Annotated in this window: 10 protein-coding genes; 4 read left to right on the top strand and 6 right to left on the bottom strand. The window is 70.3% G+C overall.

The window, feature by feature from the left end:
* Window positions 1-45 precede the first annotated feature (45 nt).
* Both ACOQFL_RS17525 and ACOQFL_RS17520 read right to left on the bottom strand, forming a co-directional pair.
* Window positions 46-1,173 carry a S1 family peptidase gene (locus tag ACOQFL_RS17525; RefSeq protein WP_435545263.1) on the bottom strand — a complete coding sequence of 376 codons (1,128 nt, stop codon included), beginning with the start codon at window positions 1,171-1,173 and terminating at the stop codon, window positions 46-48.
* 196 nt (window positions 1,174-1,369) lie between these two features.
* Window positions 1,370-2,461: a hypothetical protein gene (locus tag ACOQFL_RS17520; protein WP_435545262.1), complete on the bottom strand. Its 1,092-nt coding sequence runs from the start codon at window positions 2,459-2,461 to the stop codon at window positions 1,370-1,372.
* A 230-nt stretch (window positions 2,462-2,691) separates the two neighbouring features.
* On the opposite strand from ACOQFL_RS17520, the gene ACOQFL_RS17515 reads away from it, so the two are divergent.
* The gene (locus ACOQFL_RS17515; protein WP_435545261.1) at window positions 2,692-3,669 is read left to right on the top strand and encodes a threonine ammonia-lyase; all 978 of its coding nucleotides are present in this window, start codon (window positions 2,692-2,694) and stop codon (window positions 3,667-3,669) included.
* Here the strand turns inward: ACOQFL_RS17515 and ACOQFL_RS17510 are convergent.
* Complete coding sequence (locus tag ACOQFL_RS17510) at window positions 3,650-4,408, bottom strand: GntR family transcriptional regulator (protein WP_435545260.1); 759 nt, start codon at window positions 4,406-4,408, stop codon at window positions 3,650-3,652. The two genes, ACOQFL_RS17515 and ACOQFL_RS17510, sit on opposite strands and share 20 nt — an antisense overlap.
* Window positions 4,409-4,646: 238 nt before the next feature.
* Between ACOQFL_RS17510 and ACOQFL_RS17505 the strand changes: the two genes are divergently transcribed.
* Together ACOQFL_RS17505 and ACOQFL_RS17500 are read left to right on the top strand one after the other, a co-directional pair.
* The gene (locus ACOQFL_RS17505; RefSeq protein ID WP_435545259.1) at window positions 4,647-5,717 is read left to right on the top strand and encodes an SIS domain-containing protein; all 1,071 of its coding nucleotides are present in this window, start codon (window positions 4,647-4,649) and stop codon (window positions 5,715-5,717) included.
* A 253-nt stretch (window positions 5,718-5,970) separates the two neighbouring features.
* On the top strand, window positions 5,971-6,981 hold the full coding sequence (locus ACOQFL_RS17500; protein WP_435545258.1) for an N-acetylglucosamine kinase: 1,011 nt from the start codon (window positions 5,971-5,973) through the stop codon (window positions 6,979-6,981).
* Window positions 6,982-7,131: 150 nt separating this feature from the next.
* On the opposite strand, the gene ACOQFL_RS17495 is transcribed toward ACOQFL_RS17500, so the two are convergent.
* The 3 genes from ACOQFL_RS17495 to ACOQFL_RS17485 all read right to left on the bottom strand — a co-directional run bounded on the left by ACOQFL_RS17495 (window position 7,132) and on the right by ACOQFL_RS17485 (window position 10,924).
* Window positions 7,132-7,830 (bottom strand): DUF3159 domain-containing protein, encoded by a 699-nt coding sequence (locus ACOQFL_RS17495; RefSeq protein ID WP_435545257.1) that lies wholly within the window; start codon window positions 7,828-7,830, stop codon window positions 7,132-7,134.
* A gap of 78 nt (window positions 7,831-7,908) precedes the next feature.
* Window positions 7,909-8,664: an ESX secretion-associated protein EspG gene (locus ACOQFL_RS17490; RefSeq protein ID WP_435545256.1), complete on the bottom strand. Its 756-nt coding sequence runs from the start codon at window positions 8,662-8,664 to the stop codon at window positions 7,909-7,911.
* A 130-nt stretch (window positions 8,665-8,794) separates the two neighbouring features.
* Complete coding sequence (locus ACOQFL_RS17485) at window positions 8,795-10,924, bottom strand: hypothetical protein (protein ID WP_435545255.1); 2,130 nt, start codon at window positions 10,922-10,924, stop codon at window positions 8,795-8,797.
* A gap of 694 nt (window positions 10,925-11,618) precedes the next feature.
* Here ACOQFL_RS17485 and ACOQFL_RS17480 point away from each other — a divergent pair.
* Window positions 11,619-12,461 carry an SGNH/GDSL hydrolase family protein gene (locus ACOQFL_RS17480; protein WP_435545254.1) on the top strand — a complete coding sequence of 281 codons (843 nt, stop codon included), beginning with the start codon at window positions 11,619-11,621 and terminating at the stop codon, window positions 12,459-12,461.
* The last annotated feature ends 213 nt before the right edge of the window (window positions 12,462-12,674 follow it).

The following is a 12,674-nucleotide window of genomic DNA, read 5'->3' as shown; positions in this document are numbered from 1 at the left end:
CCGTGCCAGAGGTTCCGCCGAGCAAGCCGAACGGCCACCCGGGAATCAGCCGGTCAGGAGGGAGACGTCGTAGCGTTGCAGGGCCTCGTTGACCGGCTGGAAGAAGGTGGTCCCGCCGGAGGTGCAGTTGCCCCACCCTCCGGAGGTGATCCCCTGCGCCTGCTGCCCGGAGACGAACGATCCGCCGGAGTCGCCGGGTTCGGCGCAGACGTCGGTACGGGTGAGCCCTTCGACGATGCCCTGGGGGTAGCGGACGCTCTGGTGTTTGCCGACGATCGTGCCGCAGTGCCAGCCGGTGGTGGAGCCGGAGCGGCACACCGAGGAGCCCACCGGCGCCTCGGTGGAGCCCGCGATGTTGACGGTGCCACCGCCGTAGTCGTTGACCAGTGGCCTGCCCTCAGCCGAGGTGCGGATGTAGGAGAAGTCGTCACTGGGGAAGGAGGAGCCCTCCGCCCAACCGGCCGGGTTGCTGGTGCTGTCACCGGTGGCGGCGCAGTGCCCCGCGCTGAGGAATCCGCCCTGGACGGCGAATCCGATCGAGCAGCGGGTGTCGCCGCCGATGTAGTACGGGTTGCCGCCGACGACGTCGGCGTAGAGTCGCGGCTCGCCCGGGGTCTCGGTGATTCGTACCGCCTCGGTGGGCACTCCGGTGGAGCGGAGGAACTCCCGCACCCGCGGCACGCTGCCCTTTTCGGCGGTGACTACCACCGAGTTGTCCGTGGTGTCCACGTAGTGCCCGGTCACTCCGGCCGGGGCGCCGCGCAACGATTCGTCGAGCCGCTCGGCGATACCTTCGAGGTACTGGGAGCTGTACTCGACCAGTTCGGCCCGTGCACCGGCGGCACGAGCGTCGGCCAGCCGGGAACGCTCGGTCACGCCGACCACCAGCTTTCCGCTGGCGGCGTCGTAGTGCGCACCGCCGTAGGAGTCCCCCAGTGTGCGCCGCAGCGTGTGGCGGACCTGCTCGGCTATGGTCTCCTGGTACAGCCGCAGCCGGGATTCGCGTGCGCTGAGCCCGAGGTCGCGCTGCATCGCCTTGAGCAGCGAAGCGGCCCCGTCCGGTTCAGCGGTGTTCGTACTCTCGGCTGCCGAGGCGGCCGGTGCCGCGGTCGCGACGGTGGCCGTCGCCAACAACAGGGTCCCCACGAGACGGCAGGCGATCCCTAACTTCACTGACGGCCTCCCTCGAAAGCGGGAAAATTTCCACGGTCGCGTGAGCGACGTTGGGCGATCACCGCGCCAACATTGATGCGCAACCTAGCAGATCTCCCCGCTATATCGGAGAGGTATCGACGGAATAACTCGTGTTGTGTTTTCACCGCCACTTCGCGTGATCGAAATAACGGATGAAACGAACGAACCGGATCAGTCACTCGCCGGGTGCCGAGGGCCGAGCAGTCTGCCGGAGGCGCGCGTCCGGTGTGGACTCGTCCGAGCCGGTCTCCGATGTCTCGGTGGTTTCGGACTCGGTGGTGGTCGTCGAATCCGTGGTGCCGCTCGGCTGCCGCTCAGCGGACTCCTCGGGCGTCGAGGTCTCGCTCGGCGCGGTGCTCGTTTCGGAGGGTTCGGAGCGGTCGGCGGATTCGGAGGGCTCGGGGGGCGAACTCGACTCGGAGGCGGGCACCGGCTTCCCCTCTTCCGAGGGATCGGTCCGCGCCCCGGCATCGCCCTGGCGGAACATGCTTCCCACGGTGGTCCCGCCGGAATCGCCGGAGACCGAGTCCCCGGTGATGCTCTCGTAACCGGTGATCAGCACCATGCACAGCACGAACGCCAGCCCGCTGGTGAGTGCGACCACGCGCCAGTTGAAGCCGCGTCGCCTGCCACCGGCGGATTCCTCCTCGTCCGCCGCGCCCGCGCGGTTCGCGACCGTGTTCCCGCTCACGGCGGTCCCGCCGCTCGCTGTATCGCCGGTGACGATCGTCGGTTCCGGCGGCGAGCCGCCGTCCCCCACGGGACGTATCCGCCTGGTGGCTTCCGGCACCACGAGTCGTCTGGTGGCCTCCGCGTCGGGCCGCTCGCCCGTCGGGGAACCACCGGCGGCGCCGTTCCCGGCCCTACCCGTCCCCGTGCTGCCCGTGCCCGCGTTCGGTCGTTGCCCGATCGGTTTGGTGGGCGCGTGCGGATCCACCCATCCGGACACGCTCGTGGCCTGCGTCGCCCTGCGCCTGGCCGCCCGCTTCAGCGCCGCGTTGGCCGCCTTCTCCCTGGTCGATTCCAACGAGCGCTGGTAAACCGCCCCGCCGAGCGTGATCACCACACTGGTCAGTGCCGCCCCGGAAACCGTCCCGGCTATCCCGAGTTGGCCACCGAGCACCGCCGCCGTGGCGGCGGCCAGTCCGGTGCCGGTCACCTGGGCGGGCGAAACACCGAGTTTGTCGAACGGCTTCGTCGAGCGCTTGGGCTCGGCCTTGTCGGAATCCTCCTCCCCCTGGAGATCCGGATCCTGCTGCTGGTTCATCGCTCTCCCACGCGGTCGTCACCTCGTACGGCCAACGGACGATCTCGGCGTGCTGCTCCCGGGAGAGCCCCGCTAGTGAGTACTCCCACTCGGTGTAACGCACTGGGAAAACATCTTTCGGACGAGCGACCAGCGCGCGCCGAAGGCGAGTGAGCGCCGCGACGCCCCATCGCGACCGGGTCCGGAGACCCGGCTCGTCTCGTGTTCGCGCCATCGGTGAGGATTCCCGCATGGCGTTGGTCACGAACGAGGACGCGCGTGCGGCGCGAGAGATCCTGGCTGGGCTGGGCCCCGATGGTCCGGTGCGCACCCCGCTGCTGCCGGTACCCGAGGCCGACCGGAACGGCTCGCTGCTGCTCAAACCGGAGAGTCTGCAACCGACCGGCGCCTTCAAGATCAGGGGCGCGCTGCACGCCACAGCCGTGCTGGACGAGCGGACCCGCGCCAGGGGAGTAGTCGCCTACTCCAGCGGGAACCACGCGCGTGCCGTGGCCCACGCCGGGAAGGTGTTCGGCATACCGGCGACCGTGGTGGTCCCGCACACGGCCCCGACGGCGAAAGTAGCGGCGGCGCGTGCGCTGGGGGCCGAGATCGTGCCGGTGGAGGTCTCGGAGCGGGAGTCGCGTGCCGAGGAGATCGCCGAGCTGCGCGGCGCCCGGCTGATCCCGCCGTTCGACGATGCGGCCGTGGTCGCGGGTCAGGCCACGGTGGGACTGGAGATCGCCGAGGACGTCGACGCGCTGGGGCTGTCCGAGGTGACGGTGCTGGTACCGGTCAGCGGCGGCGGGTTGATCTCGGGGGTCGCCGCCGGTCTGGCGGGGTGTCGTGCCCGCGTGCGGCTGGTGGGGGTGGAACCGGAGCTGGCCGCGGACACCCGGGAGAGCTTCCACGCGGGCGAGCGCTGTCACTGGTCGGTGGCGGCGCGCACCAGCACCCGGGCCGACGGGCTGACCGCGCAGCCCTCCGAGTTCACCTTCGCCCACATCCGCGAGCTGGTCGACGACATCGTCACGGTCTCCGAGGCCGAGATCGGCGAAGCGGTGGGTTTCCTCGCCGAGAGCTCTCGACTGGTGGCGGAGCCCAGCGGGGCGGTGACCACGGCCGCGCACCGCCACCGCGCGCGGGAGTCGGTGACGACCCCGACGGTGGCGGTGGTCAGTGGCGGAAACATCGACCGTGCGGCGCTGCTCAGTTCATTGGCGGATTGAGGCTGGCGACGAACTTGTAGCGGTCTCCCCGGTAGATCGAACGCACCCACTCCACCGGGGTGCCGTCCTGGTGGAAGGAGTGCCGGGACAGCAGCAGCATCGGCAGTCCCACGTCGGCGCCGAGCAGTTCCGCCTCTTCCGGGCTGGCCAGCGCGGTCTCGATGGTCTCCTCGGCGCTGGCGAAGGAGATACCGTACTGCTCACGCAGCACCTGGTACAGCGAGGCCCCCGCCTCCACCAGCTGGGTCAGCCCCTTGAACCGGCTCAGCGGCAGATGGGTGGTCTCGATGGCCATCGCTTCGTCGTCGGCCAGCCGCAGCCTGCGCATCCGCAGCACCGGGCTGCCGGAACCGATGCCGAGCAGGTGGGCCAGTTCGCGCTCGGCGGGCTCCTCGTTCATCTCCAACAGCCTGGAGTCCGGTTGCCTGCCCTGGGCACGCATGTCCTCGGTGTAGCTGCTCAGCTGCAACCGCTGGGCCACCTTGGGTTGCGCGGCGAACGTGCCCTTGCCCTGGACGCGCAGCAGCCTGCCCTCCACCGTCAGTTCGGCCAGCGCCTGCCGGACCGTGGTGCGGGAGACGTCGAACTCGGCGGCCAGCGCCCGCTCGGTGGGTATCGAGGACCCAGCGGGCATGGAGCGAAGCATGTCCAGCAGGTGCTGCTTCAACCCCCAGTACTTGGGCTCGCGTTGGTTCTTGGTCGGTATGTCGGCCCCGCCGGGCACCGACGCTTCGAGCATGTTTCCTCCTACCGTCGCGCCTGCGAACGGGGCGATCAGCACTACCGATTCCAGCATGCCGGAGTTTCACGGCACAGTAGGAATCGCATTCCGCTGCCCCCTTGTCGATATGTACGGGGTCACAGCCCGTCGTGTGGCCCCGCGATTCCGATGGACGAGCAGGGCTGTCGGCCCGCCGGAGCTATCGGTAGCATTGGTCTAGACCGAAATTCTCGCACGACCACGAACGGACCACGACATGAGCGAGGACCCCGGAGCCGGGGCCGACGAGCAGGCTCAGCATCCCGGCAGGCACATGAGTGCCGAGATCGCCGAACAGCCCGCGGTGTTCGACGGCCTGCTCGGCAACCACCCCGAGCTGGCCGAGGTCGCCCGGCACATCGCGGAACGCAAACCCCGCTTCGCGCTGCTGGCCGCACGCGGCTCCAGCGACCACGCGGCGCTGTACGCCAAGTACCTGGTCGAGGTGCTGCTGCAGCTGCCCGCGGGGCTGGTCTCCCCGTCGACCACCACGCTCTACGACGCCCGGCCCGATCTGAGCGAAGTACTGCTGATCTCGGTCAGCCAGAGCGGTGGCTCCCCGGACATGCTGGAAGTCACCCAGGCCGCGCGCCGCAACGGCGCCACCACGGTGGCGGTGACCAACAACCCGGACTCGGCCCTGAACCACGCCGCCGAGCTCTCGGCCGACATCCGCGCGGGCACCGAGCGGGCCGTGGCCGCCACGAAGACCTACAGCGCGACACTGCTCACGCTGTACCTGCTGATCGACGCGATACGCGGCGGAAAGGCGGAGCGAGCCACCGAGCTGCCCGAACTGGCCCGGCGTGCCCTGGAGCCCTCGGACGAGCTGGACGAGGCGGTGCGGCGCTACCGCTTCGCCGACCGGATGCTGACCACCGGACGTGGCTACTCCTCGGCGACCGCGGCCGAGGCGGCGCTCAAGCTCGCCGAGACCAGCTACCTCTCGGCACGGGCCTACAGCGGCGCGGACCTGCTGCACGGACCGGTCGCGGCCGTGGACTCCGAAACCGCCGTGCTGGCGCTGTGCAGCGCCGGAAAGGGCGGGGCGGCCATGAACGAGGTGCTGAGCACGGTGCACGAGCGGGGAGCCGACATCTGCGCGATCGGTTCGGCAGCGGCGAGCATGCCCTGCGCGCACAGCATCGGCCTACCGGAAAGCCCCGAGGAACTGGCACCGCTGCTGGAGGTGTTGCCGGTGCAACGGCTGGCCCTGACGCTGGCACTGGAGCGGGGAGCCGACCCGGACAGCCCACGCGGGCTGCACAAGGTCACCCGCACCCGGTGACACGCCGGAACACCACGTGGCGAAACTCGTCGTGCCGAGCGAGGATCACGACGTCACGGATCCGTGGCCGCACAACACGACCTCGCGTAACCGCACCGGGGCCGATCACCCCACGGGGTTCCGCACGGAACACCGAAAAGCCCACTTCGCCGGGGAAAGCCCGCCTCACCGAGGGGGCGGGGGTGAGACGGGCACCGCCAGGCTACTCCGATCGGCGCAGCGCGGGGATCACCGGGTTCGGAGGGGGACAGAATTGACCGATATCGACGACACAGCCGGTCCGCTGCTGCTCGGACTGGACGTGGGTGGCACTTCCAGCCGTGCCCTGCTCACCGACGCGAACGGACGGACGCTCGGGACGGGGCACGCGGGCGGCGGCAACCCCAACACCCACCCCCCGGAGCGGGCCGTCGAACAGGTCGCGCGCGCCGTTCGCACGGCGATGTCGGACACGGGCCCGGAACGCGTGAGCGCGGCGGTGCTGGGGATGGCCGGGATCAGCAAACTCGCCGACCCGGTCGTCTCCGGGGTATTCGAGCAGGCTTGGCGGATGCTGGGGCTGAGCTGCGCGATGCGGACCGTCAGCGACAGCGAGGTCGCGTTCGCAGCCGGTACCGCGGAGCCCGACGGCACCGTGCTGATCGCTGGCACGGGTTCGATCACGGCCCGGATCGAACGGCACCGCCTGGAACGCACGCTGGGCGGTTACGGCTGGCTGCTCGGCGACGAGGGCTCGGCGTTCTGGCTCGGCCGGGAGGCCGTGAGCACGACACTGCGCGCACTCGATCAGGGCGAGGCGAAGCACGACCCGCTGGTGACCTCGGTGCTCGGCGAGCTGCTTCCGGCCTCGGCTACGGCGGCCGACCCCGAGCCGTTCCTGGTGCGCAGGATCATCGCACTGCTCGGCAACGGTCCGCCGACACGGTTCGCCGAACTGGCGCCGCTGGTCACCGCGGCGGCAGCGGAGGGCGGCAGCAAGGCGACGGAGATCCTGGCGAAGGGGGCGCGGATGCTGGCCGCCGACGCGCTGTCGGTGCGCGAGGAGCCCGAGGAGTCACCGATCGTGTTGGCGGGCAGCCTGCTCTCCGGTGAGGGAATGTTCGACGAGGCCGTGCGCCGGGAGCTGCGCGCCCGAAGCGCCGCGCCGCTGGCCAATGCGGGCTCCGGCGCCGCCGGAGCGGCGTGGTTGGCGGCCGAACCGCTGCTCGACGAGGAGCACGCGCGGTGGCTGCACGGCAGGCTGCTGGGGCCGGAGGCCGGCTGACCGGCGGTTACCCGGCCGGGGTGGCGAGCGCCCCCGGTTTCGACGGCAGCAGGCGAGGCGTGGGTCGCTGCTCGTGGAGGGACACGGCGGTGAGATCCCGCGAGAGGTTCCGCCACGACACCACCCGCGGACCGGGACAACGAAGTCCCACTAGCCACCGGAGTTCCGGCGCACCACGTCCTCCGGGCGGCGGGCGTGCCGGATACCGGGATGGTCCGCCGGGAGCGTACGCCGCAGCACCCACCAGCTGACCATGACGCAGAGCACCACCAACGGCCAGGTCAGTACAACCTGGGCGATGCTCAACGGCACCACGGCGTTGAGCATCCAGAGCGGAATGAACACCACAAGCCGCGTGACGTACTGGCCGACCCAGACCCAGCTGGCCCTGCTGTAGGCGCGCAACAGATCGGGATCGCGCCGCCACCGCGTGCGCTGCCCGAGCAACGTGCCCACCACCAGCCCGAGCAGTGGCCAACGCACCGCGATACTGATCATCCAGGCCAGTCCGCTGGCCGCGTTGGAAGCCAACCGAACGAGGTAGAAATCGACCGCTTGGCCGGTACGCAGCGCGATGATCGACCCCACCAACACGGCGAGCAGGCTGAACAGCACGGCCAACGGACGCGCACCGCGCAGCAGGCGCCAGACACCGATCACGACTCCCACCGCGACGGCGGAGATCCCGGCGGCGGCGATGGACTCACCGCTGAGCACCCACACCAGCCCGAAGGCCACCGGCGGCAGGCTCGCGTCGAGTGCGCTGGCCCGACCTCCCAGCAGGCGCAGCAACGAGTCCCGCTCGGTCTCGCTCGCCTCCGTGCCGTGCCCGGTACTGTCGCTGTCCACGACTTAAGCCTGCCTTACCCACGCCGCCGCACGCACACATCGATCGACGTGTGGTGCCTTACACCCGTGCTCGACATTTCAGTCCTTCCGGACCGAACGCAGTTGCTCCCCGAGCCGTGCGGCGATTCCCCGCTGGTCGGCGGGTGCGCAGACGAGTGTCTCGCCTTCCGCCGAACGCCCGTAGCACATGGTGTAGCGACCTCGGTCGGTGTCGAACCACGTCAACGTGGGCATGCGGAACCGACTGCCGTCCCCGCCGGTGCCCGCCACCACGAAGTGGCCGAGACGGTACTTGCGCAGTCTCGTGATCTCCTCCACCTCGGAGGACGAGTCCGCACCACCCGAGGAGGCGCCTCCGGCGGAACGGTGCTCGGAGTCGCGGAGCAGCCCCAGCGACACGCTGGTTTCCCGGCCCGGCCCGGGAGGGGCGGGCGGAAGCAGCCGCGCGCAGACCTCGGGCAGCGTTTCCGGCGCCATGAAGTCGAGTTGGAGCCCGCGCCCGGTGATCACGCCCGCTACCCCCACCTCTCCGGTGGCCACGGCCCGCGCCGCCATCCGTTGCCCGTTTCGGACGTCGAGCAACCCGGCGGCCGCGATCGAACACTCGGAACTGGACATCAGGTAGAGGGCGTCGGCCACTTCCGGCTCGGGCCTACCGTTCACGGCCAGCCCCGCGGTCTCCAGTTCACTCCAGACCCGCCGGACCACGTCCTCCCGTTCCGCCGGTGAATCGGCGACGTCGGGAATCTCGAACGGATAGCGCCGCACATCGAGCCGCAGATGCTCGCCCAACACGTCCAGCGCGGGCAACGAAAGAGTGATCGTGTCGACCATTCGGGGTTCCTAGTATGACTTTGTCGTCTCGGTTTCCGGATACTCGCGGCGGAACCTCTCGTGGTGAGAACCGTGCGAGAGGTTCCGTCGAGGGAGAACTCACGGCAGGGGCAGCCGGAAAATTCCGGGGTCAAAAACCCGGGTAGCCGGACGGTCCCTCTCCGATGACCGGTGGCGCCACCAGCCGGTCGGATCCGAAGTCGGTGCCGTAGAGATCGTCCGCCTGCACCAGGAACCTCGGCTGTTCCTCGTCGTCGTCACGGTTGTAGCCCTGCCCGCTGCGTAGCTCGTTCCCCCTGGGACGCTCGTCGCCGTTCTGCTCGGCAGGATCCTGCTGGAACTTGCCCTTGGATGTGTAGTTGGAGTTTCCGGAGCCGGACCAGCCGCCGGACCCCATCGGGCCGAATCCTCCGTCAGGACGCGGTTCGTATCGGGGCGGCTGGGCCGTCGGAGCGGCCGAGGGCTCCGAGGCTCGGCTGCGGACGTCCCGGTCCTCCGGAACAGCCGCGAGCGGTTGGGGCTGCTGCGGTTGGGGCTGCTGCGGTTGGGGCTGCTGCGGTGGGGGCTGCTGTGAAGGCGGGGGTGACGGCGTTGCGGGGGTCCCCTCCGGAACGGCCTGTGCCGCGGCGGGAACCGGGAACGGAGCGCTCGACGGTCCGGCACTCGCGTTGCCAGGGGGTGGTTGGGGTGGCCGCCCGGGCTGTGCCGGAGCGGGCCGGGGCTGGCCCTGCGGGGGCTGGCCCTGCGGAGCCGGGGGCATCGGCTGCCGGGGAGGTTGCGGCACGGGGAAGGGCCCGCTGGCCGGATTGGCCGGTGGGCGCACCGGGGGCTGCCCACCGGGCGGAGTGTTGCCCCCACGTGGCGGCTCAACGAGCGGCCGCGAACCGGGAGGCGACGAACCAGGAGGAAGCGAACCAGGAGAGGGCGGTGCGGGTAACGGCCCGCTGGCGGGACCGGCTGGTCGCCCCCCGCGCTCACTCGGCGGCGGGGAGGGCGGCATCGGCCCCCTCGGGCCGGGCTGCCGCGCCTCGGGCGGTGGGAGGTGGGGTTCGGGAACGGGCCCCGGTTCGGCAGGAGCCGTACCCGCCTCGGACCCGGCGGGTTCGGCCGGATGTGGGGAGACGGCTCCGCCTTCCATAGGGGGGTCGGCTCCGGGACCGAGGGGCTCGGAGCGGGCGATGCCCCCGGCCTCCCCAGTGGGACCGGAGACCACAGTGGACTCAGGTTCGACGAGAGGGCCGGAGAGGGCGGCAGGAGATTCCACCGCCACGGCGGGAGCGTGCCGCCCGGAGTCAGCGGTTTCCTCGGCCCCTTCCGTACCGATCTCGACCACGGACTCGTCGGGGACGGCCTGTTCCGGCGAGAAGCCGAGGATGTCCGCGGCGCTGCCCAACGGCCTGGTGGGATTGTCGTCCTCGCGTTCGGACCGCACGGGTTCTCGCTCCGGAGCGGGGGAGGCCGTGGGTCCCTCGGCTTCCAGCGAGCCGGTTATTCCGGCGTGTCTTCCGAGTGGTTGTTGCCGTTCCTCGGAGGACTCGCCGTGCCGGGGCGCGGATTCCTCCCGGTGAGCCGGTTCGGCGGCCGCCGATGCAGGAGGTTCCGCGGCGACCTGCCCGGCCTCGGGCGATTCGGACTCCGGTTCGTTCTCGGCTGGCGGCACGGCGTGCTGCCCGGCATCGTGACGCTGTTCGCCGGGGAGCGGTATGGCGCCGCTGAACGTGCCGTTGGCGGAACCGGAGTTCTCCTGATGTGGTGCTCGTTCGGGAGCGGCGTGGCGTCGCTGTTCGCCGCTGTTGACCGCGTGCGGCAGTGGCAGCGACCCCGAGACCGGTTCGGCGCGGGCCGGGGCCACCGCACCCGAGCCGTCGAGTTCCCCGGAAAGGGCGGCACCCGAGTTCTGGGGCTGCTCGGCCCACCCCCGGGTCCGATGTGGAGGGCGGGACCATTCGTGTTCGAAACGCTCCAGCAGGCGATCGAGCCGGCTGTACAGCGCGAGCGGATCGGACTGGACCGCGGCAGTGGCGAATTCGGCGCGCAGGTCGAACCGAGCCGCGGACCCGACAGCTCGGGAGGCCGAGCCGGGTCCCGCGGGTCGATCAGCGTGCGCGGAGTCCGGTTCGTTCGGCTCCGCGGGCGGCGTCGTCCCGGTGACGGGGGTCCCCGGGGGCGCGGAGGCAGGCCGCTGCTCCGACCGCGGAACCCCCGGCCGAACCTCGTGCCGTTCCATCGACCCGGGCATCGGTTCCCGCGGACTCGTCACGACTCCCCCAGAGCTTCGATGCTGTCGGCAGACACACTCGCTCCGACGTCAGCAGGCATGCTTCGCGTTCCCCATTCAAGTGATCGAGGCAGCACCACCGACCACTTCCGATCGTCGATATCCCCTTGATCGTCTCGTTACTCCCGCCGGAGGTTAGCAGCCGCGCCACGCGCGCGTGGGGTTTTGCTGTAACCGACGGAACACTATACCGACTCAACGGTACGAAACGAACTGTTCAGCCGAACACAACCATCACCCGCAAGTGGGGCTCACGGCACACTGTCGCGGGACCTCAGCCGAGCGGCACGGGTGCTCCGCTCGCGCCCCGTGCGTGGGTCGGTTCCCGCCGGCGCGGCGTCAATTTCCCACGAAATTTCCGCGCCCCTCGGAACCCTCGTCGGGAAGCAACCATGCGGCGTAAGCAGCGCGCGTATCCCCGGTGCGTGAGTCGGATGCATTGCAAGGCCGGGCCGCTCGCCGCGTAGACCGCTACTCAAGAGCCGGCCCAACACAGCAAGGCGCCGACTCACGTGACGGCTAACCGGCCACGCACGCGGAGCTCCGCCACAGCATCCACGTGCCGTTGGTCACTGGAGTGGTCACCGACGCTGGCGTAGGTGACCAACCGAGGTCCAATGTGTTTTCCGGTTATGGCACCGCGGGCGAAGAAGAGCGAACAGGAAAGGCGGTCCCGATGAGCGAGGAGTCACCGACCTCGGGAAAGCGCACACCGGAGAACGAGTCCGGGAGCGGGGCTCGGGAGTGGCGGACGTTCGTGGCGTTGGGTGACAGCTTCACGGAGGGGCTGAACGATCCGTCCCCCGACGGTACGACTTTCCGGGGCTGGTCCGACAGGCTGGCGGAGCGGCTGGCGAGCGATACCCCCGAGCTGCGCTACGCCAACACGGCGGTGCGGGGGAAGCTGCTCCACCAGATCCTGCGGGATCAGTTGCCACGCGCCGTGAAGATGCGGCCGGACCTCGCCGCGTTCTCCGCCGGGGGCAACGACATGATCCGACCGTTCGCCGATCCGGACGAGTTGGCGAGCCGGTTCGAGGCGGCGGTGGCCGAACTGCGTGCGACCGGGGCGGACGTGCTGATCGGCACCGGTTTCGACACGCGGCGGACGGCGGTGATGCGGCTGGTGCGCGGCAAGGTCGGCACCTACAACTCACACCTCTGGGCGATCGCGCGGCGACACGGCTGCTATGTCGTGGATCTCTGGTCGATGCGGGTGCTACAGGATGAGCGTGCCTGGAGCGAGGACAGACTGCACCTGTCCCAGGAGGGACATCACCGCGTGGCGCTGCACGCCGCGGAGATCCTGGGGTTGCCGGTGGACGAGGACTGGCGGCGGCCGTGGCCGTCCCGGGTGGAGCGTTCCTGGTCGGAACGGCGCGGCGAGGATCTGCGCTGGATCGGTGAACACCTGGGGCCGTGGGTCGGTCGCAGGTTGCGCGGCACGTCCTCGGGGGACGGCAGAGAGCCCAAACGGCCCTCGCCACGTCCGCTCCAGGGCGCTTCGGAACACAGCTGACCCGGACGTCCTCGGTTCCGGCAACGCGCTACTGGTCGCCGCGGGGGCGGAACGGCGAGGTGTCGATCCGCCCGGCCCTCGGGACGGGCCGGGCAGGAACACGAGCGCGGACCCCGTGTCGTTGTGGAATCCCCCAGAACACGGAGTCCGCACCCACCCCCATGTCCTTCCCGGGTCCGAAGACGCCGGGAATAACCTGACCCCTTTGTTGCG

Source organism: Actinopolyspora sabaoui, assembly GCF_051225635.1.
Taxonomy (GTDB): Bacteria; Actinomycetota; Actinomycetes; order Mycobacteriales; family Pseudonocardiaceae; genus Actinopolyspora.
Note: the sequence above shows the minus strand (reverse complement) of the source record. Positions and strands in the feature narration are given on the sequence as shown.